The sequence below is a fragment of the Paractinoplanes hotanensis genome (assembly GCF_023717965.1).
In the GTDB taxonomy this organism is placed as follows: domain Bacteria; phylum Actinomycetota; class Actinomycetes; order Mycobacteriales; family Micromonosporaceae; genus Actinoplanes; species Actinoplanes polyasparticus.
This window is the reverse complement of record NZ_JAMQOL010000029.1, coordinates 37,380-61,414: the sequence shown is the minus strand read 5'-3', so window position 1 is coordinate 61,414 and position 24,035 is coordinate 37,380. Positions and strand designations below refer to the sequence as shown.

Here is a 24,035-nt window from a genome sequence, read left to right as displayed (position 1 = left end):
CGGACCTGTTGCCGTTTGCTGGGAGTGCCTTCTTCATGTGATAGCGACCCGACCTTGGTGAATCGCCCCGCTGATGTGCGGGTGATGTGTCCCTGTCGGTGTCTCGCCCGTGGAGGGCCCCTTGTTGAAGGCTGTCAATCTCAGTTGTTCCCATGACGGTGATCCGTTGTTCGCCGGGTTCGATCTGGTGGTCTCCGACGGTGACCGGATCGGGATCGTCGGGCCGAACGGCGCGGGCAAGTCGACGTTGTTGCGGGTGCTGGCCGGGGAGTTGCGGCCGCAGTCGGGCAGTGTGACGTACGGTCCGGGCAGCCGGATCGGCTATGTGGCGCAGCAGATGCCTGATCCGCGGGGTTCGGTCGGCGAGTTCCTGACCGGGGGTCTCGGTGAGCTGGCGGTGGTGACGCGGACGATGCGGCAGCTCGAGCCGCGTCTGGCTGACGGTGATGACGTGCTGGCCGAGTTCGGGGTGGCGCAGGAGCGGTGGACTGCTCTGGAGGGCTGGTCGGCGGAGGCTCGGATCGCGGAGATCCGGCAGCGGCTGGACATCGCGGAGTTGCCCGATGATCTGACGCTGGCTGAGGTCAGCGGCGGTGAGCAGGCGCGGTTGTTGCTGGCGCGGGCGCTGCTGGACGAGCCGGATGTGCTGTTGCTCGACGAGCCGACCAATCACCTGGATGCCGAGGGTGTGGCCTGGTTGCAGGGCTGGCTGCAGGCGTACGCGGGCGGGGTTCTGACCGTCAGTCACGACCGGGCGTTTCTGGATGCTGTGGTGTCGCGGGTGCTGGAGTTGGACGGCATCGACACCGAGGTGCAGGACTATCCGGGTGGCGGCTATTCGGCGTACCGGGCGGAGAAGCAGCGGCGGTGGGAGCGGTTGCTGCTGGATTTCGTGGCGCAGGAGAAGGACCGCCGGCGGTGGGAGGCGGACATCGAGCGGACGAAGGAGTTCTCGCGGGGTGTCGAGAACGCTTCGGGGCTGGGGGTGGCCGGTCCGCATCTGCGGCGGGTGGCGCGGTTGGTGGCGCGTAAGGCGAAGGTGCGGGAGCGGCGGCTGCGGCGGCAGATGGAGTCGGTGCAGTGGATCGCCGAGCCTCGTACGCGCCCGCCTCTGACTTTGGCTTTTCCGGCTGATCAGGCGGATCCGGGTGAGGTGGTGCTGAAGGCTCGCGGGCTGTGCAGGACGGCCGGTGACCGGGTGCTGCTTGACCGGGTGGATGTGGAGGTGCGGCGCGGTGACCGCATTTTGATCACCGGGCGTAACGGGGCGGGGAAGACGACGTTGCTGCGGGCGTTGGAGAGCGATGACACGGCTGTGTTGCCGCAGACGACCGACGGGCTGCGCTCCGCGGCGACGGTGATGGAGTTCTTCCGGTCGCGGGTGCCGGTGTATCTGGACGACGCCGAGAGGCTCCTGGCGGGGCATCAGTTCGGGCCGGATCAGTGGGACGCGCGGCTGGCCAGTTTGTCGGCGGGGGAGTTGCGGCGGTTGCTGCTGGCCGTGCTGGTGAACAGTCCGGCGCGGGTGTTGTTGCTGGACGAGCCGACGAACTTCCTGGATCTGGACGCGCTGGACGTGATCGAGGAGGCGTTGCGCCGGTACCAGGGGACGTTGCTGGTGGTGACGCACGACCGGTTCTTCGCGGAGTCGGTCGGGTTCGGGCGGCGCTGGCATGTCGCGGACGGCGCGGTGATCGAAAGCTGACACGATGGGCGCATGCAGCTGGTGCCGAGGCAGGGTGGGGAGCTGTCGGTCGGTGGGCCGGCGGAGCAGGTCACCGAGGCGTGGCTGGCGAACCGCCGGTTGTCGGAGCACACGCGGGCGGCGTACCGGCGGGATGTGTCGGGGTGGCTGGCGTGGTGTGCCGAGCGGGGCGCGGATCCGCTGCGGGTGTCGTTTCTCGACGTGAACGCGTACGCGCGGGGGTTGGAGGCGCAGAGCCTGGCGCCGTCGACGGTGGCCCGTAAGTTGTCGGCGCTGTCGAGTTGGTACGACTTCCTGATGAAGATCCGGGCGCTCGACGCGAATCCGGTGGCGGGCGCGGACCGGCCCTACGTGTCGCGGGATCATTCGGCGACGTTGGGGCTGTCGCCGGAGGAGGTCGACGCGCTGCTCGATCGGGCGCGGGCGGCGGGTCCGCGGCACCACGCGGTGATGACGATCCTGGCTGATCTGGGTCTGCGGGTCGGTGAGCTGGTCGGCCTGGATCTGGGTGATCTGGGCTGGGAGCGGGGGCACCGGACGGTGCGGTTCGTCGGTAAGGGCGGGAAGGCGCGGCGGCGGGCGCTGACCCCGGCCGCGTCGCAGGCGCTGGACGCCTATCTGGCGGTGCGCGGGGATTCCGACGGGCCGGTGTTCCGGACGTCGACCGGTGGGCGTTTGGATCGGCATGCGGTGTTCCGGCTGTTGCGGCGCCTGGCGGCCGAGGCGGGTATCCCGGAGGCGGACAGGTTGTCGCCGCACTCGTTGCGGCACGCGTTCGCCACGGCGGCCCGGGCCGAGGGTGTGCCGCTGGAGGATGTGCAGGACGCGATGGGTCACGCCGATCCTCGGACGACCCGCCGGTACGATCGGGACCGGCACAACCTGGACCGTGATCCGGCCTACATGATCGCCGCGGCGCGTGCCCGCCGCGCCGGGGGATGACGGCGCCGCCTATGCTCGGCCGCGGTAAAAAGGCGGATGAAAGAGGCGGTCGGGGTTTGAACATCTTCGAAGCGGTGCTGCTCGGCGCCGTTGAGGGCTTCACCGAGTTCCTGCCCGTGTCGAGCACCGGCCACCTGACGATTCTGGAGAAGCTGCTGGGGTACCGGATCGACGATCCGGCGATCACGGCGTTCACGGTGATCATCCAGTCGGGCGCGGTGCTGGCGACGATCATCTTCCTGCGCAAGGACATCGCGCGGGTGGTGCCGGCGTTCCTGGCCGGGATGTTCAACAAGGCGAAGCGGGACAACGCGGATTTCCGGTTCGGGTGGGCGGTGTTGCTGGGCGCCATCCCGATCGTGATCGTGGCCCTGTTGTTCAAGGATCAGGTGGAGACGACGCTGCGCAGCCTGTGGTTCGTGGCGGGGGCGCTGATCCTGTGGTCCGGGGTGATGGCGTTCGCCGACCACGCGGCCACCCAGGTGCGTCACGAGGAGGACGTGACCTGGAAGGATTCGCTGATCATCGGCGTGGTGCAGTGCATGGCGCTGATTCCGGGCGTGTCCCGGTCGGGGGCGACGATGTCGGCCGGTCTGCTGCGTGACTTCGACCGGGTGACGGTGACGAAGCTGTCGTTCTTCCTGTCGATCCCGGCGTTGCTGGGCGCGTCGATCCTGCAGGGTTATGAGGAGGCCGGCAACATCTCGGCCGGTGTGGGCTGGACGAACACGCTGATCGCGACGGCCGTGAGTTTCGTGGTGGCCTACTTCTCGGTGAACTGGCTGCTGCGGTTCGTGTCGCGGCACTCGTACAGCGTTTTCATCTACTACCGGGTGGCGCTGGGCGTGATCCTGATGGTGCTGCTGGCGACGAACACGATCGAGCCGAAGTGACCCCGGCGGCGCGGCGGGCTCTGGCGTACGTGCGGGAGTTGTTTCCCGAGGCGGGGCCGGAGCTCGGTGCGCCGGTCACGGTGAATTTCCACCCGGACAGGTTGCTGGCCGACGGGCGTACGGTCGCCGAGCATCTGGCGGCGGAGGGCGTGTACCGCTCGCAGTTCGAGACGCGCATCTCCAACGGCGGTCTGACCGCGTACGCGGGTGGTGACCGTGACGTGTGGGAGCAGCGCATGTTCCCGGGTGTGTACTCCGGTGACGCGGGCCGTCCGGTCTACGGCGCGCTGAACCTGGCCGGTTATCCGGACGGGGCGTCCCCGCGGTTCGGCAGCTGCCATCTGGTGCTGGCTCCGCACGTGGCGGCGCGGGCGACGTTCAGTCACGGCGACAGCTTCACCGAGCCGACGGTGTTCGGCACGTCGGCCACGTTCGGTGCGGTGTGGGCGGCCCTGCTGGACGAGGTGTCCCGCACCGGCAGCGCGCTCAACCTGTCCGCGGTGTCGCCGGCCGAGTGGGTGCGCGCGCTGGCCGCCGGCCGTTCGGAGCCCGGGCGGGCGATGGACCATTACGTGGAGGCCCAGATCCACGGCGGCGTCACCCTGAGCGAGGATGTCGCGGCCGTCGTGGCCGACCCTTCCTTCCGCGGTACGGCGGTGGAGGCGCAACTGCGCGCCTTGGGCCCGGAGTTGCGGTGGGCTCCCGGTTTCGCGCTGCCCGCCGATGACTTCCCGGCCGACCTGAAGGGCCCCGAGCTGCCCCCGCTGGCTCGTGCGGTGGCCGACCACTACGACCGCGACGTGCTGGATGCCGCCGTGGTGGGCCGGGCCACCCACGAGCCGCACACGTGGGCGGCGTTCGGCACCCAGGCCGAGGTGCTGCAACTGCTCAAGTACGCGTGGCACATCCTGGTGATGCTCGGCTAGGCGAATTCCGTGGGGATGTCCGCGTAGGCGGGTGATTCGTCCACGTCAGGCAGTGAACCGGGTGCGGCGACGGGTCCAGGCGAACGCGAGCACACCGGCGGCCAGGAGCACCCCACCGGCGGCGCCGGTCGGCACGGTGTTGGCGCCGGTGATCGGCAGGCCACCGCCTTGGCCGGGCGCCGGCGTGGGCGCGCCGATGTCGTCGCCGGGCCGGCCGGGCGGGGTCTCCACCGGCGAGGTGGGCGTCGAGGTCGGTGTGCCCGGGCTTTCGGTGCCGCCTTCGACCTGCACCCGCATCTCGGCGGTGGAGGTCCATGACATGCCGGCGGTCGGGGGCGAGGTGGGGGTGCCGCAGCAGTCGTCCTGCGGGGGCGTGGTCAGTTTCAGCGCCGGCCGTCCGGGCCTGGCCTCGGCGTCGGGGATCAGGACCCGGGCCACGTTGTCGGCGCTGCTGCCGGCCCACCAGGTCGTGCGAGCCAGGTAGCGGCCGTTGCGGGCGTCGTCGTCGACCTTCAGGGCAGGTTCGGACAGCTCCTGGTAAGGGATCGAGCTGAGTACGACGTCGCGCAGTTCGCACACCACGGTGCCGCCGGCCACGGGCCAGCAGTTCTCGTAGCCGAGCAGCCACCGCAGGGCTGCCGGGTCGGCGTCGAAACGCACCACGGCCCCGCGGACCGCTTCGGGGCCGGCGTTGGAGATCCGGATCGGCGCTTCGAGCAGGGAGCCGGGCTTCTCGGTGCTGCTGTCGCGCCACCGCACGATCAGGCGGACCTCGTCGACGGTGACCGTCGGAGTGGTGACCAGCGTGCCCAGCCCGTCGCCGGTGACGGTGATCTTCAGTTTGCCGGACCGGCTCGCGGCGACGCCCTCGGTGGCCTGCAGGAGAAGCTGCGGCAGGGCGTACCCGTCGGGCGCGTCGAGCGTGCCCACCTCGCAGGCGACGGGCCGGCCGGTGGTGCCGCACACGCCGGGCACGGCGACCGTGCCCAACCCCTCGATTCCGGTCGCGTCCAGGATGATCCGCACGTTGGTGATCTGTTTCGGCTTGACGTGGTGGGTGCGCAGCACGATCGGCAGGTAGGCGCCCGTGGTCGAGAACCCGAGGTCGGGTGCGGACAGACTGAATCCGGCCACAGGCGCGGCGGCGTGGGCCGCAGCCGGGACGAGGGCGACAGTGGCGGCGACGGCGGCCGCGGCGCTGATCAGGCGAAGCACGCGCGGCAGCGTACCGACGGGCGGTGACGCCCGGCCATAGCCCGTTAGGGTGAGACCGGTTTGCGATGATCATCTAGCGTTTGCGGCATGCCAGTTCCCGAATACGTGACACGGATGCGCAAGCACATCGGACACGACCTGCTCCTGCTGCCCGGCGCCGGCGCCGTGGTCCGCGACGACCAGGGCCGCGTCCTGCTGCTCCAGCGCTCCGACAACGGTCAGTGGTCGCTTCCGGCCGGCATGATCGAACCGGGCGAACAGCCGGCCGAGGCCATCCTGCGCGAGATCACCGAGGAGACGGGGATCGTCGCCGAGATCGAGCGCCTGGCCGGCGTGGCCGTGCACGAGACCGAGTATCCCAACGGCGACCAGTGCTCGTACCTGGCCGTGTGGTTCCGCTGCCGTGCGGTCGGCGGCGAGGCCCGCCCCGACGGTGACGAGTCCCTGGACGTGGGCTGGTTCGCCCCGGACGAGTTGCCCCCGGTGGGCGGGCTGACCAGGCTGCGCATCCGCACGACCGCCGACCCGGACGCCCCGGCCTGGTACGCCGAGCCCGGCGATACGCACGAGGAGTTCGGCGGTACTCACGGACTCTGACGACGGCCGATGAGTTTCCGGAGGGCGCACGGTCTACCCCAGGAGACCGTCTGCCTGAAGGAGAGCCATGACCTCGATCCAACCCATCGCCAGCACACCCGACCTGCCCCGGCTGCGCGCCTTCTACGAGACGGTGCTCGGCGCCACGCAATCCCTGCGCGTACCCGAGCAGGGCGCCGAGTTCTACGTCGAGCTGCGGATCGGCACGAGCACGCTAGGCATCGTGCAGGAGGAGAAGACCGAGATCGGCGCTCCGGTGCGGATCCTCCTCAGCGCCGACGTCGAGGACGTCGACGCGCTGCTGCCCACGGTCGAGTCGGCCGGTGGCACCGTGCCCGGACAACCCCACGACATGCCGTGGGGTCAGCGGGTCGCCCACGTCCACGACCCCGACGGCAACATGCTCAACCTGACCCGGTGGCTCTGAGGCGTGGCTAAAGGCCCAGGGCCGCCCGCACCAGCGCCAGCGCTGTCTCGGGTGGCACGCCCAGGCCCGCCACCTTCTCGGCGTACGCCTGGGCGGCCTTCTGAGCCTGGACCGAGGTGCCGGCCGCACGGGCGGTGACGACCGTGCCGAGCCGGCCCCGTGTCTCCACGAGGCCGGCCAGTTCGAGTTCCCGGTACGCCCGGGCCACCGTGTTCGCCGCCAGACCCAGGTCCGCGGCCAAGGCTCGTACGGGGGGAAGCTTTTCCCCCGCGGCGAGGTCGCCGGACGCGGCCAGAGCGGCGATGCGCAACCGCACCTGCTCGTACGGTGGGGTGGCCGAGCCGGCGTCGATGGTGATGTCCATCAGAGCAGTCTGGGGGGTGTGTTGCCGACGGCGGTGATGGCGCGGCGGATCGGCACGAAGGCCAGCAGGACGCCGCCGACCACGAAGAACACGATCAGCGAGATGATGCCGAGCCGGTAGCTGTTCGTGAGCTGGAAGATCAGGCCGAACAGCAGCGGGCCGAGCCAGCTGGTGCCCTTGTCGCTGATCTCGTAGAAGCCGTAGTACTCGCCCTCCTTGCCGTGGGGGATGAGCTGGGAGAACAGGCTGCGGCTGAGCGCCTGGCTGCCGCCCAGGACGATGCCGATGCCCGCGCCGAGCAGCATGAACGGCAGGGGTTCGCCGGCCGGCAGCCAGTACGCGGCGACGATGACCACCAGCCACAGGGCCAGGCTGAGCAGGACCGTCTTGCGGGCGCCGATGCGGGCGGCCAGAGCGCCCAGGGCCAGCGCGCCGCCGAAGGCCAGGAACTGCACGATCAGGATGGTCACGATCAGGGTGGACTGCTCGAGATCGAGTTCCTCGCTGCCGAACTGGGCGGCCAGCGCGATGACGGTCTGGATGCCGTCGTTGTAGATGAGATAGGCCAGCAGGAAGAACAACGTCAACGGGTACGCCTTCAGGCTGCGCAGCGTGTGGCCGAGCTGCTTGAAGCCGTCGGTGAGCACGTTGCCGCGGGTCGTGGCGGCCCCGGCGGCCGGGTGTTCCTTGAGCCAGCGCAGCGGGACGAGGGTGAAGACGGCCCACCACACGCCGGCGCTGACGATGCAGAACCGGGCGATGTCCAGGGTGCGCTGGTCGTCGCCGTCGACCGACAGCAGCATCACGGCGACCAGGTTCGCGGCCAGCAGCAGCCCGCCGCCCAGGTAGCCCAGCGCCCACCCGCGCGACGACACCTTGTCCCGGTCGTCGGGGGCGGCCAGTTGGGGCAGGAACGAGTTGTAGACGACCACGGCCGCGCCGAACGCGATGTTGGCGATCAGGAACAGCAACCCGCCGAGCAGATAGCGGTCGCCGGTCACGAACACCATGGCGACGGTGGCGCCGGCGCCCAGGAACGCAGCCCCGGCCAGCAGCGGCTTCTTGCGCGGGGCGCGGTCGGCGATGGCCCCCATGATGGGCAGGACGAACACGGTGAGCAGCACCGACAGCGACACGACGTACGGGTAGAAGGAGCCGGCGGCGACGGTGATCCCGAACGGGTGGACCCGGCCGGTGCAGTCGTCGGTGCCCAGCGGGCAGCCGGCGGCGATCTCGGTGACCGTGGTGAGGAACGGGCCGAGGAAGACGGTCAGGACGGTCGTCGAGAAGGCCGAGTTGGCCCAGTCGTAGAAGTACCAGCCGGTGCGTTCCCGGCGTGCGGTCGCCGGGGTCAGGTCGGTGCCGGGTGCGGCCATGGGTTTCGGCTCCAGAAGTCGATCGTTGGCGCCGAAACTATGTCACCTGGGTGCGGGCGAAGGGGAGGGGCCGCGTACTCAGTTTTCGCTCCACCACTTCGCGAGGGCGCTCGTGGCCGGGTCGTCGGACTCGGCGAGCGCGGCCCACGGGTCCTGCGCCGGGGGAAGGTCGACGCCGGCGTACTCGGCGAGCTCTTCCGGGCGTACGGGATCGGAGGTCTCGGCCAGGGCGGCGGCGGGCACGACACCGAGGCTGCCGGTGTCGATCCACGGGAACCCGTCGACCGGTTCCGGCAGCTCACCGACGTCGACTGCCGGCGGGAACACGTCGACCGGGTCCTCGGTGACCGCGGCGGCGTCGGTCAGCGCCGGGTGGTCCTCGACGAGCGGTTCGGAGTACGACACATCGTCGTGGTCCTCGACGGGCGGAGCGGCCGCGCCGTGATCGTCGTCCGGCTCGTACAGCTCGTGATGATCGTCGAACGGGGGCGGTTCGTAGTGGTCGGCGTGCGGCTCCTCGAAAATCGGGAAGTCGTCGGGGTCGCCGAAATCGTGATGATGGTCGGTCATCGGTCCTCCTCGTGCGGCACGGGCGTCAGCGACCGGGCCTGGGACAGTGCCGCGTCGGCGGCGCGCAGTCTCGCGCGCACCCCGTCGAGCTCTTGTTGCGCGGCGGCGCGGCGGCGGGTGCGGCCGGCCGCGTCCTCGGCGGCGGCCGCGTCGATCTCGGCGATGTGGGCGTCCAGGTCCCGGAGGCGTTTCTCGACGGCGTCGTCGACGGCCACGCTCAGGGCGTACTGCAGGTCGGTGAACCGGTTGGCGATCTCGTCGGCCAGGGCGGCTCGGGCCTCGCCGAGCACGTCGCGCAGCCAGATCCGGGCCTGCTGCCGGTCGGTCTGCACCCGGCGGCGGTAGAGCACGTACCCGCCGGCGGCCAGCCCCAGTCCGATCCCGGCGACCGGGATGAGCAGGCCGCCGCCGACCGCGAGCACGGACGCGCCGAGCATGGCGCCCCGGCCCGCCATGAACGCGATGCCGCCGGCCGACAGGGCGATGAGCACGTTGTCGGCGGAGCCGTCGCGGGGCGGGGCGGCGGCCATGGCGTGGCGCAGGGTCGCGTTGAGCCGGCCCAGCATCTCGGCCCGTTCCTTGTCGTCGAACACCGATGCCAGCACCTTCTCGCCGACCAGTCCGAATGTCTCCTCCAGACGCTCGGACAGCTGCACGGCGACGGCCTGCAGCTCGGCGTCCAGCTGGTCGGGCAGCTGGGCCAGGGCTTCCCCGCGCCCGGTGTCGATGCGTTCGGAGAAGTCCTGCTGGACGGCGGCGATCCGGGTGCGCAGGTGGCCGACGGTCTCGACCCGGGCGCGCTGGGTCTCGGTGCTCAGCAGCAGCGTCCACTGCCGGGACTCGGTGCGTTTGCGGGCGGCCAGGGCGGCCCGCTCGGCGCGCAGCTGAGCGGTGCGGGCGGGGTCGGCTTCCACGGCGCGTACGCGGTCGAGGGCGCCCGATTCGAGCCGGAGCAGGTCGCCCCGGGCGGCGCGCAGCACGTTGGCCAGTTGCAGCTGGTGCCCGCGGCCGGCCAGTTCGACCAGCGCGTGCTGCAACCCGGCTATCCGGGACGCCTCGACGAGGGCGGCCTGGTCGTCCGGCCCGGCGTCGACGGCCAGCTCGGCCAGCGTCGAGGAGACAGCGAACCAGGCCGCCTCGGCGAACCGGGGCGCGTGGGCCTGCAGCAGCGCCTTGTTGTCGTCGAGGATGCGCCGCCACCCCGGATAGGCGTCGACCTTGGTGAGGGCGAAGACGACGGCGTCGACCCGTTCGCTGGCGGCGACCAGGAAGTCGAGCTCGGGGCGCGAGAGCGGCGCCGACGCGTCGGCCACGAACATCAGCGCGGTGGCCCGTTCCACGGCGGCCAGCGCGACCGCGGTGTGGGCCGGGTCGAGCCCGCCCACGCCCGGGGTGTCGAGCAGGCTCACGTAGCGCAGCAGCGGCGCCGGGTGGGTGACCTCGATGCGGCGGGCCCGCTGCTCGCCGGTGGCCCACCCGGCGAGCCCGTCGATGACGATCGGCTCGGCCGAACCGGGCAGCCACGCCCGCGCGCCCGGCTGCCCGGGCACGAACTGCAGGTAGGTGGCGGTGGCGACGGCCGCGTCGACCGGGGACAGGCCGGGCACGCCGAGCAGCGCGTTGATCAGTGAGCTCTTGCCGCGCTTGGTCTCCCCGACGATCACCACCTGGGGCCGGGTCAGCCGGCGGCGGCGCAGCTCGGCCAGTTCGGCGCCCGCGTCGGGGTCGTGGGTCCGCACGTACGCCAGGGTGTCCTTGACGGCGGTGTCGAGCGCCGCGGTCAGGTCGGTCATCGCTGCGCCTGCGGGCTGCGCAGCTGCTGGGACAGGATGTGGAAGCCGCGCTGGGCGATCTGCGCGACCCGGGACTGTGCCGGTCCGGCCCCGGCCACCGCGTAGACGCGCCACCGGTTGGCCGCGGCCACCGCGGCGGCGGCCAGCTCGTCGGTGGTGGCCTCGGGCAGCCGCAGGATCCAGCGCGGGTCCTCCGAGGTGGCCAGCCGGGTCAGTTCCTGTTCCCACTGCACCGGCATCGGCACCGACCCGGTCGCCACCCGCTGCGCCGCGTCGAGCAGCCGCAGCCGGTGATAGGCGGGATCGCGCAGCAGCCGTTCGACGGCGTCACGCAGGCGCTCGCGGTCGCTCTCGTCGCGGGTGTGCCCGGCCAGCCGCTCGAGCCGCGCCAGCGCCCACCCGGCCTTGATCGCGTCCGAGCGCCAGCGGAACGTCTCCTGCAGGGTGTGCCGCAGCCGCGGGAAGCCGGACGCGGCGACCAGGCGGCGCACCAGTTCCCCGGTGGACAGTTTCTGATCGGCCGCCAGCTGGGCCAGGGCGAAGCCGATGCCGTACAGGTCGAGCAGGGTCAGCAGCCGTTCCCGCTGCTCGGCGCCGACCGGGCCGGGCCGGGTGCGGAACAGGTCGGCCGACGCGGTGAGGAGGCGCAGCTCGGCTGCGGGCAGCTCGGACAGCCGCTGCAACGCGTCGCGGTCGGCCCCGGTCAACCGGCCCGACTCGCCGGTCTCGGCCAGCAGCCCCACCACCGGCACGACGTCGGAGACCGTGCGGGCCAGCAGGGTGGCCTGCTGCTCGGCCAGCGGCGCGGCCACCGGCCACGGGTCGCCGGCCCCGCCGACCAGGGTGTCGGCCTTGCCGAACACGCCCAGCGCGTTGATCGGGCTCGACGTCAGCCGGGACGAGGCGTCGCGGAACGCCTCCAGGGCGCGCAGGTCGTCGGCCCGCACGGCCTGGGTGAACACGTAGACGACGGCCTCGGCCGCGGCGACCTCACCGGCCGAGTCGGCGTCGATGTCGGCGTCGAACGGGGCGGTGGACACGCCGACGGCCTCCTCGGCGCGGGCGCTGACCACCGTGTCGGTCGACGCCAGGCCCGGGGTGTCGACCACCGTCAGGTCGCGCAGCTTCTCACTGGTGAGGGTGACATCCACGTACGCCACCCGGGACGCGGGCACCCCGAGCCGCTGCGGGATCATGCCGTCGTCGTCCAGCGGCAGGCTGCGGCGTACCCCGTCGCGGCACACCACATCGACCCGGTCGGCCGGCCCGTAACGGAACCGGGTGACCACCCGGGTGCACTCGCCGACCGCCGTCGGGGCCACCCGGCGCCCGATCAACGCGTTGACGAGTGTCGACTTTCCGGCTTTCAGACGGCCCGCGATAGCAACGCGTAGCGGCTCGCCGAGTCGATCGCGGATCTGTATGAGCTGGCCACCGGCTTCTTTCCCGACGCGAGGCGCCATTTCGTCACAGAGCGTCGCTACGCTGGCGCTCAGCGGGCCGCTCACCACGACTCGTCAGCCGGGCACACTGTCGGAGAGAATGTGCAGACCACGGCGGGTGTCACGGCCGGCCCTCCCTGCGTGTCGGGGCGGGCCGCAAAGGTCACCCGCCGCAGGAACAGCCTACGGACAGCGCATGAGCAGGGGATCCCGTGTTCGTGCCACGCCGGATCTATTCGGGGGGAGGGGGTCAGGTGGCGGAAGCGCTGCGTCAGCCCGCCGCCATGCTGCAACGCCCCGGTCTCGTCGTGCTGACCGGCCCGCCCGGCTGCGGCCGGAGCACGGCGCTGCGCGAGATCGCCGCCTCGGTGCCCGGGCCCGTGCACGCCGGCGGCGGGCTAGCGATGCTGCAGACCGTGCCCGCGCTCGCCCTGTCGCGGGCCGTGCGTGCCCGGCTGCCCGCCGACGACGTGCACCTGCTGGCCGAGGCGGTCCGCTCCCGGGTGCGGGGCGGGCTGCTGGTTCTCGACGACCTGCACTACGCCGACCCGGCCACCCTGGCCGCGCTGCCGCTGCTGGCCGCCCGCTGCCGGGTGCTCACCGCCGTGCGCACACCGCACCGCCTGCCCGCGGCGGCCGTCGAAGCGCTCCGAACGGCGGCGACCGCGTGGATCGAGGTGCCGCCGCTCGACCGTGCGGCCGCGCTCGACCTGGCCCGCCGCAGCGCCGGCCACCTCGACGAGGCGACCGTGGCCGCGGTGACCGACCGGGCCGGCGGCAACCCCCTCGCGGTGACAGCGCTGGCCCGCCAGGCCGCCGCGGGCCGCGCCGCGTCCGGCCCCGACATCGACCAGGTGGCGTACGCGATCGCCGCCGCCCTGGCCGACCTGCCCCGCCCGGCCCGCACCGCGCTGGCCGCGCTCGGCCTGCTCGGCCGCCCCGCCCCCGCCGCCCTGCTCGGCCCCGGCGCCACCGACCTGCTCGCAGCCGGCCTGATCGCCCCGGCCTCCGTCCTGCTCGGCGCCGCCTCCGGTGATGCTCTGCCGTCGCCGGGCCCGCGGTCTCCGTCGGCCGGCGCTGTGCTTGCCGGCGGTGCCTCGCCCTCGGCGGCCGCTGCTCCCGGTCTCGCCCGCTCGGCTGGTGCCGCCGACGGTGAGGCGTCCGGTGTGGTTCCCGCCTCGCCCCGGTCCTCCGCCGGCGACCCAGCGTCGTCGCGGGACGCCGCTACCGCTTCCGCCCGGTCTTCCGGCGTGGCCGGCGATGACCCTTGGTCATCGCCGGGGAGCGCCCCCGCTGCCGGCGGCGATCCGTCGTCGTCGCCGGGCGGTGGCGTCGGTGGCGTGGTTCCCGGCGACCGGCGCCCGTCGCCCGCGGACGCGCGGCCGGGGGCCGGCGGCGAGCTGTTGCTGCCGGTGTCGTCCTATGTGGCCGAGACCGCGGCCGGGCTGCTCGACGCGGCCGCCCGGGTCGAGCTGCACACCCGGCTGGCCGAGCTGACCCCGCCGGCCGAGGCGGCCCGCCATCTCGCGGCGGCCGGGGACCTCATGGGGGCACACCGGCGAGCGCTGGTGGCTGCCGACCTGGCCTCGGGTGGTGACCGGGCGGCGCTGCTGCTGTTCGCCTGCGAACTGGACGTGCCGATAGACGCGCGGGTGCGGCTGGCGGCGGCCGACGCGGCCCTGACCGCCGGGCGCCCGGCGGCCGCGGCCCGGGTGCTGCAGACCGGCGAACCGCTCGGCCCCGAGGCCGACGTGCTGCGCGGCGAGGCCCTGTTGCAGGCGGGCGACCCGGCCGGGGCCCGCGCCGCGGTCCGGTCGGTGCCCGACGCCGCCACCGGCCCGGTGCTGGCCGCCCGCGACCGGGTGCTGCTGCTGGCCGAACTGGCCGCCGACCCGTCGGCCGCCCAGGACCTGGCCGGCAAGGTCAACGCCCGCCATCCGAAGCCGTCGCCGGGCGTGGCGGCCGCGCTGGCCGCCGTGCAGGCCCATTTCCGCACTCCCGGCTGGGACGTCGCCCTGGCCGCGGCCGCCCGCAGCGGCGACCCGCTGATCGCCCGCTGGTCGGCGTGGTTGCTCGTGGAGCAACTGGGCGCCGACGGCCGGCTCACCGACGCGGCCGGCGCCGCCCTGGCCGCCGCCCGCGACAGCGCCGCCGCCCTGGCCTACGGCTGGCAGACCCGCTTCACCGCGGCCGCCGACTGGGCCCTGGCCCTGCACGGCTCGCTGCCCGGCGACCTGGTCGCCCACTCGGTCGATCCCGCCGCATCTCCGGGCCCAGCATCGGATCCGGCCGCCACATCGTCGCCCTACCCGAGCACCGGCCCGACGGGCCCCTTTGAGCCGGGCGCTGCGGCCTACGGCTCACACGAGGCGGCCGGTCTTCCAGGAGCGCGGGCCGGGGGAGGCGTGGCGGCCGGTTCGGCGGTGGCGGCACGGATGTGGGACGGGGCTGACGGCGTACTGAAGCGGGCTTCGAACCTGACCGACCGGGCACTGCCGGACGAGGCGCGCGGGTATGCGACCGCGGCGGCGGCGCTGATCGAGGCCGACACCGGGTTGCTGGCGGCGGCGCGGGCACATCTGGACGCGGCGGGGACGGCGCATCCGGCGACCGCGTGGGTCGCTCAGGAGACGGCGTGGCTCGACGGGCAACCGGAACGGGCCGCGCAGAGCGCCGCGCCGGGGGCGGCCGGGTTGCTCGCCGGGCTGCACGCGATCACCGCGCAGTGGGCGGCCCACGATCTGGGGGAGCTTTCCACCCAGCCGCTTCCGGGCGGGCTTCCGGCTGCCGCCCGGCGTACGCTGACCGCCTGGGCCACCGGCACCGGCTTCACCGCCGCCGCGGAGAGCTGGCGGCCTGTCGCCCTGCGGGAGCGGATCCGGTGCCTGCTCGCCGCCGGGGTGACCGACACCGACCCCGCCCGGGCGGTCGCCGCGCTGCTCTCCGCCGAGCAACTCGCCGACGCGGCCGGGCTGACCGTGCTGGCCGGCCGGGCCCGCCGCGGTCTGCGCCGCCACCACGTGCACCGCGACACCCGCAGCCCGCGGTCGGGCGACCAGCTGACCCGCCGCGAGAACGACGTGCTGCGGCTGGTCGCCGCCGGTGAACCCACTCGCCGGATAGCGGGCCAGCTCGGCATCTCGGCCGAGACGGTCGACACCCACATCCGTGCCGGCATGCGCAAGCTCGGCGCACGGACCCGTACCGAAGCAGCCGCCCTGGCCTTCGCCACCCACCCATCAGAAACCGATACGAATGACACGAATGACTCGCACAAGGATGGCCGGTGACCAGACAGCCCGACGCTCCTCGCCACGTCGTCGCCAATCACGGCGACGCCGACACCGTGATACGCCGGCTCACCCGGGACGGCTGGGTGCCGCGCGACGGGTTCGCCCTGCCCGACCCCGCGTGGGACGTCACGGGCAGTCGCCTGGTCCTGCACGGCCGGGTAGGTGATCCTGACACCCTGCAACTGGCGGTGCTGGCCGCCGCCCGCGGCGCCGGCATCGTCGCCGTCTGCGACGCCGAGTCGCAGCTGGGCCGGGCCCTGATCGACGACCTGGGCCGCCTGGGACCGGTCAACCAGGGTGTCGCCGAGCCGGCCGGCGACCAGAACTCGGTGGCCGACCTGGTCCCCGAGCAGCGGGCCCTGCTCGACCGTCTGGCCGCGGGTGACACGATCGCCGCCGCGGCCGCCGCCGAGTTCCTGTCCCTGCGTACCGCCAACCGCCGAATCGCCGAGGCCCGGGCCATGTTCGGCGTCCGCACCACCCGCGAAGCCGTCCTGGCCTATCTGCGCCAGCGCGGCGCACCACCGCGGCAGCACTGAGACAGACGCGACGGCTCGGCCGCCAACGAGCCCGTCACGCCCCGCTCGACCACCGTTCGTGAGCAGTCACCAGGCGCCGCCACAACGCGGCCCGCTCGGCCCCGGTCACCTCGCCGAGAGTGAGCCCGAACAGATCACCCAGAGCTGTGAAGTAGTCCGCCGGCTCGTCCACGACCGTACGGGTGATCGTCTCCGCGACCCGCGTCAGCGTCAGGCCCCGCAACACGTCGGCGCCGCCCGCATCCCGGCGCTGCACCGTCGCCGTCCGCACGAAGCCCGAATCCGGCGAGGTCCACATGTGTTCGTGCATGGCGGCGAAGGCTTCCATCGGTACGGCCGGGGTCCGGAAGTCCATGCCGGCGAACCCGCCCCGCCGGTCGTGGTCGAACCGCCAGCCACCACGCTCCGCTTCGGACGCCCGCAGACCGTAGGTGAACGGTCCCTGTCGATGTTCACCCTCGGTCAGCGGCAACGGTTCGTACAGCGCGTCACCGAGACCGACGTCGACCAGCCACCGACCGCCTGCCAGCTCGACGGTCAGGGCGAGATGGTCGCCGCTCGCGCCCGCTGCGGCCCCGCCCCGACGCTGGACCCCGCCGACGTGCCGCGTGACCCGGTAGCCGAGGCTCTCGAGCAGCACCGCGAACGCCCCGTTGAGATGGAAGCAGTACCCGCCGCGCCCGCGCAGAATCCGCCCGACCGACTCCACCGGGTCCACGGTGGTGGCCCGGCCGAGCCAGATGTCCAGGCACTCGTACGGAACCCGCTCCGTGTGCGCCCGGTGCAGGGCGCGCAGCCCGTCGGCGCTGGGCGGCGCACCGGCCAGGTGGCTCAGCCCGAGCCGCCGCAGATAGGTGTCCACTTCAGTCGGTACGCCGGGCTGTCTGCAGCATGTTGAGGTAGTGCTTGCGGACGGTCCCCGACGGCCGGGCCGCGATCATGCGGCGGATCTCGGCGAACAACGCCTCCCGCTGCCCGGGCGACGCGGCGATGTGCCCGGAGTAGGTCGACAGCAGCGCCAGGTACTGGTCGGCCGTGTACTCCTGGGACCAGACGTAGCGGCGCACGACCGGCGGGCCGAAGAGCCCGCTGCCGGTGATCGCCTCGACGTCGGGGTCGGTGAACGCCTCGGGCGGTTCCGGGCCGTCGCCGCCGTCGCCCAGGCCGAGTCGTTCGTACACGGGCTGGACCTGGTTGAAGAAGTCGTCGCCGCCGGCCGGGCACACGTGCGTGGTGGCGACGATCGCCAGGTGCCCGCCGGGACGCAGCAACTCCGCGGCCCGCCGGAAGGCGACGTGAGGATCCAGCCAGTGCCACGACGTCGCCGCCAGGACGAGGTCGAACGGTTCCCGTCCGCCGGCGTCCCACCGCTCGAACGGCGACTCGACGACCTCGGCGGCGCCCCGCCCGGCCAGGACCCGGCGCGCCACCGCAGCCAGTTCCCGTCCCGGTTCCAGAGTCACCACGGTCCACCCCCGGTCGAGCAGACTGCGGGTGGCCTGACCGGTGCCGGTCCCGATCTCCAGCACCCGGGCGCCGGGGCCCGGCTGCCCGCTCAGCCGCGCGAGGTCGTCGAACAGCTCCCCGGGATACCCGGGGCGGACCTGCTCGTACAGCTCCGCGGCCGTGTCGAAGGTGGCGGCCAGTCCGGTGTAGGGGCCTGTCGTCATCGCGGAACTCCTCGCAGGAAATCGCTGTCCGGCAACCGGGTCCCGATGGTAGACAGCGCGGGTGCGAAGAACACTCGAGTTCCCCGACCTGGTGACGCTGATCGACGAGCGGTCGGCAGCCTTCCGGACGGCCGTCGCCGCAGCGCCCAGCCTCGACGTGACAGTGCCGTCGTGCCCCGAATGGACGTTGTTCGACCTGGCGCGGCACCTGGGGGAGGGGCGGCAGTCCTGGGCCGCCACCGTCGCCGCGGGCCCGGGTGCGACGTCGAAGGCCCCGCCCGGCGGCCCGTCCGCGCCCCGCGATCGCGAAGCGCTGACGGCCTGGCTGGCTTCGTCGACCCAGCTGCTGCTCGACGCGCTGCGGGAGGCCGGCCCCGATCGTGGCTGCTGGACCTGGTGGGGTGACTCCCAGTCCCCGCAGAACAGCGCCGCCGTCGCCCGGCACCAGCTGCAGGAGGTCGCGGTGCACACCTACGACGCGCAGCTCGCGGCGGGTCAGGCGCAGCCGCTGCCGGTCGACGTGGCCCTCGACGGCGTCGAGGATTTCCTGTCCACCTGCTGCGCGACGACAGCCGCGTGGCCGCACGAACCCGCCACGATCGACTACCACGCCACCGAGGGCCGCTCCTGGCGCGTGGAGCTCTCGCCCGCGGGCGCCCGGACCGGGCGCGCGCCCGCCGACGGCACCCCCGCCACGGCGGCTGCCTCGGGCACGGCCGGTGAGCTGGTGCTGCTCTTCTACGACCGCATCCCGCTGGACGCGCTGAAGCTGGAGGGCGACGCCCGCGTCTTCGACCAGATCATCGCCTGGGACCCGAGCGTGTGATGCGTGTCCGGTGGGACTGACCCGCGGGCTTCCCGGCCGGCGCGGTGGGCGGTGGCGGTGGCGATGCGAGTGATCCTGGTGCGGCACGCCATGCCCGAGGCCGACCCGGCTCGGCCGCCGCACCTCTGGCGCCTCGGCGCGTCTGGAGCGGCCGGGGCCCGGGCGCTCTCGCTGCCGCCCGGCGCCTGGCTGGTGGCCAGCACCGAGCCGAAGGCCGCCGAGACCCTGCAGGTGGCGACCGCGGGCGGCCATGTGCTTGAGGACGCGGGTTTCGACGAGGTGCGCCGCCCCCACGAGTGGCGCGACGACCACCGGGAACGTGCCCGCGCGTACGTCGAAGGCGCCACTCCTGCGGGCTGGGAGCCCCGGCAGCAGGTCGCTGCCCGTTTCACCGCGGCGGTCGCCCGGCACGCCGCCCGTGCCGGCGGCGGTCCCCTGGTGGTCGGCACCCACGGCATGGCCCTGACCACGTGGCTGGCCGCCCACCAGCTGATCACCGGCCCGCCCGGCTCGTTCTGGGCCGCGCTGGCCTTCCCCGACGTGGTCACCGTCGACCTGCCTTGACGGACCGCCCCCAGGGCTTCGGGGATGTCGCCTGCTCGAACCGAAAAGGTGATCGCTCAGGTCTCCTGCGTGCCGGTGAACAGGGTGATGAGCTCGCCGATGCGGTGGTCGGCCTCGGCGGGGTGCCGGAAACTGCCGGCCGTGTTGATCGTGTATTCGTTGCGGCGTCCGACGCGTTCGCGGTGCAGGTAGCCGGCAGCTTCGAGGTCGGCCACGATGGCCTGCGCGGCGCGTTCGGTGATGCCGACAGACGTGGCGACGTCGCGCAGCCGGGCGGTCGGCTCGCGGGCGAGGGCCAGCAGGACGTGGGCGTGGTTGGTGAGGAACGTCCACGCCCGCGGCGCCGGCGTGGTGGTCGGTCGAGCTGCCAGAGACATCCGGCGCCTCCGTGGGGATGTGGGGGTCGTCGCCTCAATATACGTTCCGTGACACACGAAATCAGCATCGCGCTTCGGGCGCCGAAGCGCTTGACGTACGAACGGTGCTTCGTGAATACTTGATCGCAGTTCGAGGGGGAGTACCCGACGATCCACGCATCGCCGTCATTACGGGCCGGCCCATCCGGATCCCGGTGGTGCAGCCACTGAGGCAGTGGCCCGGGGAGACCTTCGTCCAGCAACGCCGAACCTCACCTCTGTGCCCCGAGCAGGTTCGGCCAGGACGAAAGGACTCCCCTTCACCATGTCTGTGTCCTGGTGGGTCTGGGCCGTGCTCATGCTGGCGATCGCGGCGATGCTGGCCGTCGACTTGTTCCTGCACCGCGACCACCACGTCATCGGCTTCCGCGAGGCCGCGATCTGGTCCGGTGTCTGGATCGCCGCCGGACTGCTGTTCGGCGTCATCCTGTGGGCCTGGCAGGGCGGTGACGTGGCCGGCACCTACTACGCCGGCTACCTGATCGAGAAGGCCCTGTCGATCGACAACGTCTTCGTCTTCGCGCTGATCTTCACCTACTTCGCCGTCCCCGCCGCGTTGCAGCACAAGGTGCTGTTCTGGGGCGTCATCGGCGCCCTGGTCCTCCGGCTGGTGTTCATCTTCGTCGGCGCCGAACTGCTCGAGACCTTCTTCTGGACCGCCTACGTGTTCGGCGCCTTCCTGATCTACACCGGCTACAAGATGGCGTTCCGCCACGGCGAGCAGACCCCGCCCGACCGTAACCCCGTCGTCCGCCTGGTCCGCAAGGTCATCCCGACCGACCCGGCCTACCACGGCGACAAGTTCTTCGCCCGGATCAACGGCAAACGCGTCGCCACCCTGCTGTTCGTCGTGCTCATCGCGGTCGAGGCCACCGACCTGATCTTCGCCATCGACTCCGTGGCCGCGATCCTGGCCATCACCACCAGCACGTTCATCGTCTGGACAGCCAACGCGTTCGCCATCCTGGGACTGCGCAGCCTGTACTTCTGCCTCGCCGGGCTGCTGCGCCGCTTCGTCCACCTGCACTACGGCCTGGCCGTCCTGCTCGCCTTCGCCGGCGTCAAGCTCATCCTGTCGGAGACCCCGGTCGGCAAGCTGCCCATCCCGGTCACCCTCGGCGTCATCGTCGTCACGATCACCGTCTCGATCGTGTGGAGCCTGCGCAGCACCCGCAGCATCACCCCGGACCCCGATGCGGGGGACGGCGGGGGCCGCGACACGGCCGGTTCCCCGACCAGCACGGCGCACTGACCCACGCTGACCCTGCCGTGGCACGAGGTCTGGATCGACCAGCGCACCTTCCGCACCGACGACGCCAGGGGACGAGCGGGTGCGCACGTACTCGACTTCAAGAAGCTGTCGTCGCGGAGGCCACCCGGCGCGTCGAAGTCGATCTGGGGGTAAACAAGGCCGAAGTCAACCTGCGCCCGTGCCTGTACGTCGGCGCCGCGCAGGCACGGTGCCCGGGCCGGCGACGTGGTGGCGTGCCGCCTGCGACCGGCCGACCCCGATCATTTGCCGGTGCCCGCCGACGTCCAGGCCGCCCTCGAGACCTGACAGCGCGGGCTGCCGGCCTCAGCCGAACGACACGAGCGCACCCCGGGAGTCGAACCGGGCCGAACCCGCCCACGCGACCTCCCACCGGTTGCCCTCGGGGTCGGCGATGTAGCCCGACCGGCCACCCCATTCCCGGTCGACCGGCGCGGCGACACCGGCGGCGCCGGCGGCCAGCGCGGCGGCGAAGGCGGCGTCGACCTCGTCGCGGGTGTCGACGTTGCAGGCCAGCGTCACGCCCGACCACGAGCCGGGTGGCCCGCCCGCCCCGGCCTCGGCGGTCAGCTCGCCGAGCGGATACAGCGCCAGCAGCACACCGCCGAGCAGGAAACCGGCCCAGGTGTCGTCGCTGCCGGGAGCCTCGGGCCAGCCCAGGGAACGGTAGAAGGAACGCAGGGCGCCCACATCGCGGGCGCCGAGAGTCACGACCGTCAGCCGTGCGGGGATGTCATTCATGCGGCGATCCTTCTCCGGGGGTACGACACTTCTGCGATGGACGTCTACTGGATCGGCGGGGGCAGCGGCGCCGGCAAGAGCACCGTCGCCCGGCGGCTGGCCGCACGTCACGGCCTGCGCCTGTACGACACCGACGCCGTCATGACCGAGCACGCGCGCCGCAGCGACCCGGCCACCAGCCCGCACCTGGCCGCGTTCCTGGCGATGAGCATGGACCAGCGGTGGCTGCGGCCACCGCGGGTCATGCTGGACACGTTCCACTGGTTCCGCGGCGAGGCGTTCGACCTGATCCTGGACGACCTCGCCGCGCTGCCCGACGGCCCGCCGGTGATCGCCGAGGGTTTCCGGCTGCTGCCCGGTCTCGTACCGCACCCGGGTCGAGCCGTGTGGCTGCTGCCCACCCCGCAGTTCCGGCGGGCGGCGTTCGACAGCCGCGGTTCGACCTGGCGTATCGCCGCGCGCACGAGCGACCCGGAGCGGGCCCTGGCCGGCCTGCTGGAACGCGACGGCCTGTTCACCGACCGGCTGCGTGCCACCACCCGCGAGCAGGGCCTGACCGCGATCGACGTCGAGCCCGGCCTGAGCGAGGACGACCTGACCGCGCTCGTCGAAGACGCGCTCGGCCTGAAAGAGTCGGATCCCGGACACCATCGAAAGGCTTAGGGCGATAAGGTTCTGGCCGCTATGCGTTGGACGTCACCCGGGCGGGGGCCGAAGTGACCGAAGCGGTCGACCGTGCGTGGCCCCGGACCGCGCGCCTGGATGCCCCGCAGATCATCGACCGGATAGCCGACATCACCGGCGTCCGGCTGATCCTGGAGGGCCCGGCGCCGGGCGGCGAGGTCGGCGCGGCCTACGTGCGCTGGCCCGACGGGCGGCGATCCGTGCTGACCGAGGGCCGGTCCCGCAGCGGCCCGTTGGTCGACCGTGCCCGCCAGGCCGGCATCCCCACCGCCCGCCACGAGCTGGCCGCCCACGTCGACGGCGCCCGCGTCATCGTTCAGCAGCGGCTGCCGGGCGCACCGCCCGACCGGATGGACCAGACCCTCGTACGCCAGCTTCTCGCTCTCAACGACCGGCTGGCCGGCCTGCTGCTCGACGTGCCCGCGCCGAAGCCCAGCGATCTCTACCTGACCGCCGACGGCCCCGGGTTCTGCCTGCATCAGCCCCTGGCCGAGCACAGCGCCCGCTCGGCCGCCCTGCTCGCGCGCGTCCACGCCGTCGGCGCCGCCTACGGCTCGGCCATGATCGGCGACGACCTGGTGCACTTCGACTTCCACCCCGGCAACGTGCTGGTCGACGCCGGCCGCGTCACCGGCCTGATCGACTGGGACGGCGCGACCCGCGGCGACCGCCACTTCGACCTGGTCACCCTGCGGTTCTGGCTCACCGGCCGGCACGACGAGCTGCTCGCCCCGATCGACCGGCGCCTCGACGGCATCTCCCGGCGCCGCCGCGACGCCTACTGGGCCCACATCAGCCTGCGCATGGTCGACTGGTCCATCCGCCACCACGACGAAACGACAGTCGAGCACTGGCTGACCGTCGCCGAATCAGGCCTGGACGGAGATCGGCCGCCCGGATGGGCCGTGCGACCATTGTCGGCCTGATGACCAGCAACCCCGTCCCCCTCATGTGGCGTTTCATGCTCGCGCTGTCCCGCGTGGTCGTGTTCCCGCTGTGCCGGCTGCGCGTCTCCGGCGACATTCCGGCCGAGCTGCGGGCCGGCCCGCTGATCCTCGCGGCCAACCACGTCAGCCCGTTCGACCCGGCGGTGATGACCGCCGCCTGTCACAAGGCCGGCATCGCCCCGCGCATCCTGGCCACCGGCGGCCTGTTCACGGCCCCCGTGTTCGGCGCCGCCATGCGCGCCGCCGGGCACATCCGCGTGGACCGCAACACCGCCCACGTCGCCGACGCCCTGCCCGCAGCCGTCCAGGCCCTGAAGGACAGCGCGCTCGTGCTGGTCTACCCGGAGGGCCGCATCGGCCTCGACCCGTGGATGTGGCCCGAACGCGGCAAGACCGGCGTCGCCCGCATGGCCGCCGCCTCCGGCGCCCCCGTGCTGCCGGTCGCGCAGTGGGGCGCGCACGCCGTCCTGCCGTACGACACCCCGAAGCACATGCTGCGTTCCGTGCTCCGAGCCCTCCGCCACCGACCGGTCGTCCACGTCCGCTTCGGCGCCCCCGTCGACCTGACCGGACTCTCCGGAACCGCCGGCGCCCAGGCCATGCAGGCCACCCGTCAGATCATGGACGGCATCCACGACACGCTGATCCCGCTGCGCCCCGGCGAACTGGAAACCCCGCACTTCGTCGACCGCACCCGCGCCGTCGACCTGTCCCGGGTCCGCCCCCGCCGCCCCGCCACCGATCAGCCCGCCGTGCCCGTCGCCCGCACGCCACGGCACCGCCTGCGCCTACGCCGCCGCACCGACGACAGCATCACCCAGCGATGACGTCACCT

24 protein-coding genes are annotated in these 24,035 nt (G+C 72.8%); 14 read left to right on the top strand and 10 right to left on the bottom strand.

The features are described 5' to 3' along the window. Window positions 1-166: 166 nt before the first annotated feature. Genes LXN57_RS21345 through LXN57_RS21330 form a run of 4 tightly spaced genes read left to right on the top strand, consistent with a single transcriptional unit; the run spans window position 167 to window position 4,466 of the window. On the top strand, window positions 167-1,705 hold the full coding sequence (locus tag LXN57_RS21345; protein ID WP_251799936.1) for an ABC-F family ATP-binding cassette domain-containing protein: 1,539 nt from the start codon (window positions 167-169) through the stop codon (window positions 1,703-1,705). 12 nt (window positions 1,706-1,717) lie between these two features. Next, window positions 1,718-2,647: a tyrosine-type recombinase/integrase gene (locus LXN57_RS21340; protein WP_251799935.1), complete on the top strand. Its 930-nt coding sequence runs from the start codon at window positions 1,718-1,720 to the stop codon at window positions 2,645-2,647. 56 nt (window positions 2,648-2,703) lie between these two features. Then, a complete protein-coding gene (locus LXN57_RS21335) occupies window positions 2,704-3,540 on the top strand; it encodes an undecaprenyl-diphosphate phosphatase (RefSeq protein ID WP_251799934.1) in 837 nt (278 codons plus the stop codon). Further along, a complete protein-coding gene (locus LXN57_RS21330) occupies window positions 3,537-4,466 on the top strand; it encodes a DUF3626 domain-containing protein (RefSeq protein WP_251799933.1) in 930 nt (309 codons plus the stop codon). The genes LXN57_RS21335 and LXN57_RS21330 overlap by 4 nt, the downstream gene beginning before the upstream one ends. Window positions 4,467-4,511: 45 nt before the next feature. Here the strand turns inward: LXN57_RS21330 and LXN57_RS21325 are convergent, their stop codons facing one another. Then, window positions 4,512-5,681 carry a hypothetical protein gene (locus LXN57_RS21325; protein WP_251799932.1) on the bottom strand — a complete coding sequence of 390 codons (1,170 nt, stop codon included), beginning with the start codon at window positions 5,679-5,681 and terminating at the stop codon, window positions 4,512-4,514. Between the two features lie 87 nt (window positions 5,682-5,768). Between LXN57_RS21325 and LXN57_RS21320 the strand changes: the two genes are divergently transcribed. Both LXN57_RS21320 and LXN57_RS21315 read left to right on the top strand, forming a co-directional pair. Further along, the gene (locus tag LXN57_RS21320; RefSeq protein ID WP_251799931.1) at window positions 5,769-6,278 is read left to right on the top strand and encodes an NUDIX hydrolase; all 510 of its coding nucleotides are present in this window, start codon (window positions 5,769-5,771) and stop codon (window positions 6,276-6,278) included. A 67-nt stretch (window positions 6,279-6,345) separates the two neighbouring features. Further along, complete coding sequence (locus LXN57_RS21315) at window positions 6,346-6,705, top strand: VOC family protein (protein WP_251799930.1); 360 nt, start codon at window positions 6,346-6,348, stop codon at window positions 6,703-6,705. Window positions 6,706-6,712: 7 nt separating this feature from the next. Here the strand turns inward: LXN57_RS21315 and LXN57_RS21310 are convergent, their stop codons facing one another. From LXN57_RS21310 to LXN57_RS21290, 5 genes are all read right to left on the bottom strand, one after another. Beyond that, window positions 6,713-7,069 (bottom strand): GntR family transcriptional regulator, encoded by a 357-nt coding sequence (locus LXN57_RS21310; protein ID WP_251799929.1) that lies wholly within the window; start codon window positions 7,067-7,069, stop codon window positions 6,713-6,715. After that, window positions 7,069-8,445: an MFS transporter gene (locus LXN57_RS21305; protein ID WP_251799928.1), complete on the bottom strand. Its 1,377-nt coding sequence runs from the start codon at window positions 8,443-8,445 to the stop codon at window positions 7,069-7,071. The genes LXN57_RS21310 and LXN57_RS21305 overlap by 1 nt, the downstream gene beginning before the upstream one ends. A gap of 78 nt (window positions 8,446-8,523) precedes the next feature. Next, on the bottom strand, window positions 8,524-9,015 hold the full coding sequence (locus tag LXN57_RS21300) for a hypothetical protein (protein ID WP_251799927.1): 492 nt from the start codon (window positions 9,013-9,015) through the stop codon (window positions 8,524-8,526). Then, entirely contained in the window at window positions 9,012-10,808 is a 1,797-nt protein-coding gene (locus tag LXN57_RS21295) for a dynamin family protein (RefSeq protein ID WP_251799926.1), read from the bottom strand. Before LXN57_RS21295 ends, LXN57_RS21300 begins: the two co-directional genes overlap by 4 nt. Beyond that, a complete protein-coding gene (locus LXN57_RS21290) occupies window positions 10,805-12,271 on the bottom strand; it encodes a dynamin family protein (protein ID WP_251799925.1) in 1,467 nt (488 codons plus the stop codon). The genes LXN57_RS21295 and LXN57_RS21290 overlap by 4 nt, the downstream gene beginning before the upstream one ends. A gap of 263 nt (window positions 12,272-12,534) precedes the next feature. Here LXN57_RS21290 and LXN57_RS21285 point away from each other — a divergent pair, with 263 nt between their 5' ends. Together LXN57_RS21285 and LXN57_RS21280 are read left to right on the top strand one after the other, a co-directional pair. Then, on the top strand, window positions 12,535-15,540 hold the full coding sequence (locus LXN57_RS21285; protein ID WP_438872896.1) for a LuxR C-terminal-related transcriptional regulator: 3,006 nt from the start codon (window positions 12,535-12,537) through the stop codon (window positions 15,538-15,540). Then, the gene (locus LXN57_RS21280; RefSeq protein WP_221377468.1) at window positions 15,537-16,082 is read left to right on the top strand and encodes a LuxR family transcriptional regulator; all 546 of its coding nucleotides are present in this window, start codon (window positions 15,537-15,539) and stop codon (window positions 16,080-16,082) included. The genes LXN57_RS21285 and LXN57_RS21280 overlap by 4 nt, the downstream gene beginning before the upstream one ends. 34 nt (window positions 16,083-16,116) lie before the next feature. Here the strand turns inward: LXN57_RS21280 and LXN57_RS21275 are convergent, their stop codons facing one another. Beyond that, on the bottom strand, window positions 16,117-16,944 hold the full coding sequence (locus tag LXN57_RS21275; RefSeq protein WP_251799923.1) for an arylamine N-acetyltransferase family protein: 828 nt from the start codon (window positions 16,942-16,944) through the stop codon (window positions 16,117-16,119). A 1-nt stretch (window position 16,945) separates the two neighbouring features. After that, window positions 16,946-17,752 (bottom strand): class I SAM-dependent methyltransferase, encoded by an 807-nt coding sequence (locus tag LXN57_RS21270; RefSeq protein WP_251799922.1) that lies wholly within the window; start codon window positions 17,750-17,752, stop codon window positions 16,946-16,948. A gap of 61 nt (window positions 17,753-17,813) precedes the next feature. Here LXN57_RS21270 and LXN57_RS21265 point away from each other — a divergent pair, with 61 nt between their 5' ends. Both LXN57_RS21265 and LXN57_RS21260 read left to right on the top strand, forming a co-directional pair. Further along, a complete protein-coding gene (locus LXN57_RS21265; RefSeq protein WP_251799921.1) occupies window positions 17,814-18,578 on the top strand; it encodes a maleylpyruvate isomerase family mycothiol-dependent enzyme in 765 nt (254 codons plus the stop codon). Between the two features lie 3 nt (window positions 18,579-18,581). Beyond that, on the top strand, window positions 18,582-19,142 hold the full coding sequence (locus LXN57_RS21260) for a histidine phosphatase family protein (protein ID WP_251799920.1): 561 nt from the start codon (window positions 18,582-18,584) through the stop codon (window positions 19,140-19,142). Between the two features lie 56 nt (window positions 19,143-19,198). Here the strand turns inward: LXN57_RS21260 and LXN57_RS21255 are convergent, their stop codons facing one another. Beyond that, window positions 19,199-19,519, bottom strand: coding sequence for a helix-turn-helix transcriptional regulator (locus LXN57_RS21255; RefSeq protein WP_251799919.1), 321 nt, complete (start codon window positions 19,517-19,519; stop codon window positions 19,199-19,201). A gap of 304 nt (window positions 19,520-19,823) precedes the next feature. Here LXN57_RS21255 and LXN57_RS21250 point away from each other — a divergent pair, with 304 nt between their 5' ends. After that, window positions 19,824-20,810 (top strand): TerC family protein, encoded by a 987-nt coding sequence (locus tag LXN57_RS21250; protein ID WP_251799918.1) that lies wholly within the window; start codon window positions 19,824-19,826, stop codon window positions 20,808-20,810. A gap of 324 nt (window positions 20,811-21,134) precedes the next feature. Here the strand turns inward: LXN57_RS21250 and LXN57_RS21245 are convergent, their stop codons facing one another. Next, complete coding sequence (locus LXN57_RS21245) at window positions 21,135-21,569, bottom strand: VOC family protein (RefSeq protein ID WP_251799917.1); 435 nt, start codon at window positions 21,567-21,569, stop codon at window positions 21,135-21,137. A 36-nt stretch (window positions 21,570-21,605) separates the two neighbouring features. Here LXN57_RS21245 and LXN57_RS21240 point away from each other — a divergent pair, with 36 nt between their 5' ends. From LXN57_RS21240 to LXN57_RS21230, 3 genes are read left to right on the top strand one after another with little or no spacing between them, the layout of a single operon-like run. Next, window positions 21,606-22,232: a shikimate kinase gene (locus LXN57_RS21240; protein WP_251799916.1), complete on the top strand. Its 627-nt coding sequence runs from the start codon at window positions 21,606-21,608 to the stop codon at window positions 22,230-22,232. 53 nt (window positions 22,233-22,285) lie between these two features. Beyond that, window positions 22,286-23,179 carry a phosphotransferase enzyme family protein gene (locus LXN57_RS21235; RefSeq protein ID WP_251799915.1) on the top strand — a complete coding sequence of 298 codons (894 nt, stop codon included), beginning with the start codon at window positions 22,286-22,288 and terminating at the stop codon, window positions 23,177-23,179. Then, window positions 23,179-24,027, top strand: a complete 849-nt coding sequence (locus tag LXN57_RS21230; RefSeq protein ID WP_251799914.1) for a lysophospholipid acyltransferase family protein — start codon at window positions 23,179-23,181, stop codon at window positions 24,025-24,027. The genes LXN57_RS21235 and LXN57_RS21230 overlap by 1 nt, the downstream gene beginning before the upstream one ends. The last annotated feature ends 8 nt before the right edge of the window (window positions 24,028-24,035 follow it).

Bases quoted from the DNA above. Each gene is read 5' to 3' on its own strand.
- LXN57_RS21340 (WP_251799935.1), top strand. From the start codon at position 1,718: ATGCAGCTGGTGCCGAGGCAGGGTGGGGAGCTGTCGGTCGGTGGGCCG.
- LXN57_RS21320 (WP_251799931.1), top strand. From the start codon at position 5,769: ATGCCAGTTCCCGAATACGTGACACGGATGCGCAAGCACATCGGACAC.
- LXN57_RS21315 (WP_251799930.1), top strand. From the start codon at position 6,346: ATGACCTCGATCCAACCCATCGCCAGCACACCCGACCTGCCCCGGCTG.
- LXN57_RS21310 (WP_251799929.1), bottom strand. From the start codon at position 7,069: ATGGACATCACCATCGACGCCGGCTCGGCCACCCCACCGTACGAGCAG.
- LXN57_RS21305 (WP_251799928.1), bottom strand. From the start codon at position 8,445: ATGGCCGCACCCGGCACCGACCTGACCCCGGCGACCGCACGCCGGGAA.
- LXN57_RS21300 (WP_251799927.1), bottom strand. From the start codon at position 9,015: ATGACCGACCATCATCACGATTTCGGCGACCCCGACGACTTCCCGATT.
- LXN57_RS21295 (WP_251799926.1), bottom strand. From the start codon at position 10,808: ATGACCGACCTGACCGCGGCGCTCGACACCGCCGTCAAGGACACCCTG.
- LXN57_RS21290 (WP_251799925.1), bottom strand. From the start codon at position 12,271: ATGGCGCCTCGCGTCGGGAAAGAAGCCGGTGGCCAGCTCATACAGATC.
- LXN57_RS21285 (WP_438872896.1), top strand. From the start codon at position 12,535: ATGCTGCAACGCCCCGGTCTCGTCGTGCTGACCGGCCCGCCCGGCTGC.
- LXN57_RS21270 (WP_251799922.1), bottom strand. From the start codon at position 17,752: ATGACGACAGGCCCCTACACCGGACTGGCCGCCACCTTCGACACGGCC.
- LXN57_RS21255 (WP_251799919.1), bottom strand. From the start codon at position 19,519: ATGTCTCTGGCAGCTCGACCGACCACCACGCCGGCGCCGCGGGCGTGG.
- LXN57_RS21250 (WP_251799918.1), top strand. From the start codon at position 19,824: ATGTCTGTGTCCTGGTGGGTCTGGGCCGTGCTCATGCTGGCGATCGCG.
- LXN57_RS21245 (WP_251799917.1), bottom strand. From the start codon at position 21,569: ATGAATGACATCCCCGCACGGCTGACGGTCGTGACTCTCGGCGCCCGC.
- LXN57_RS21240 (WP_251799916.1), top strand. From the start codon at position 21,606: ATGGACGTCTACTGGATCGGCGGGGGCAGCGGCGCCGGCAAGAGCACC.
- LXN57_RS21230 (WP_251799914.1), top strand. From the start codon at position 23,179: ATGACCAGCAACCCCGTCCCCCTCATGTGGCGTTTCATGCTCGCGCTG.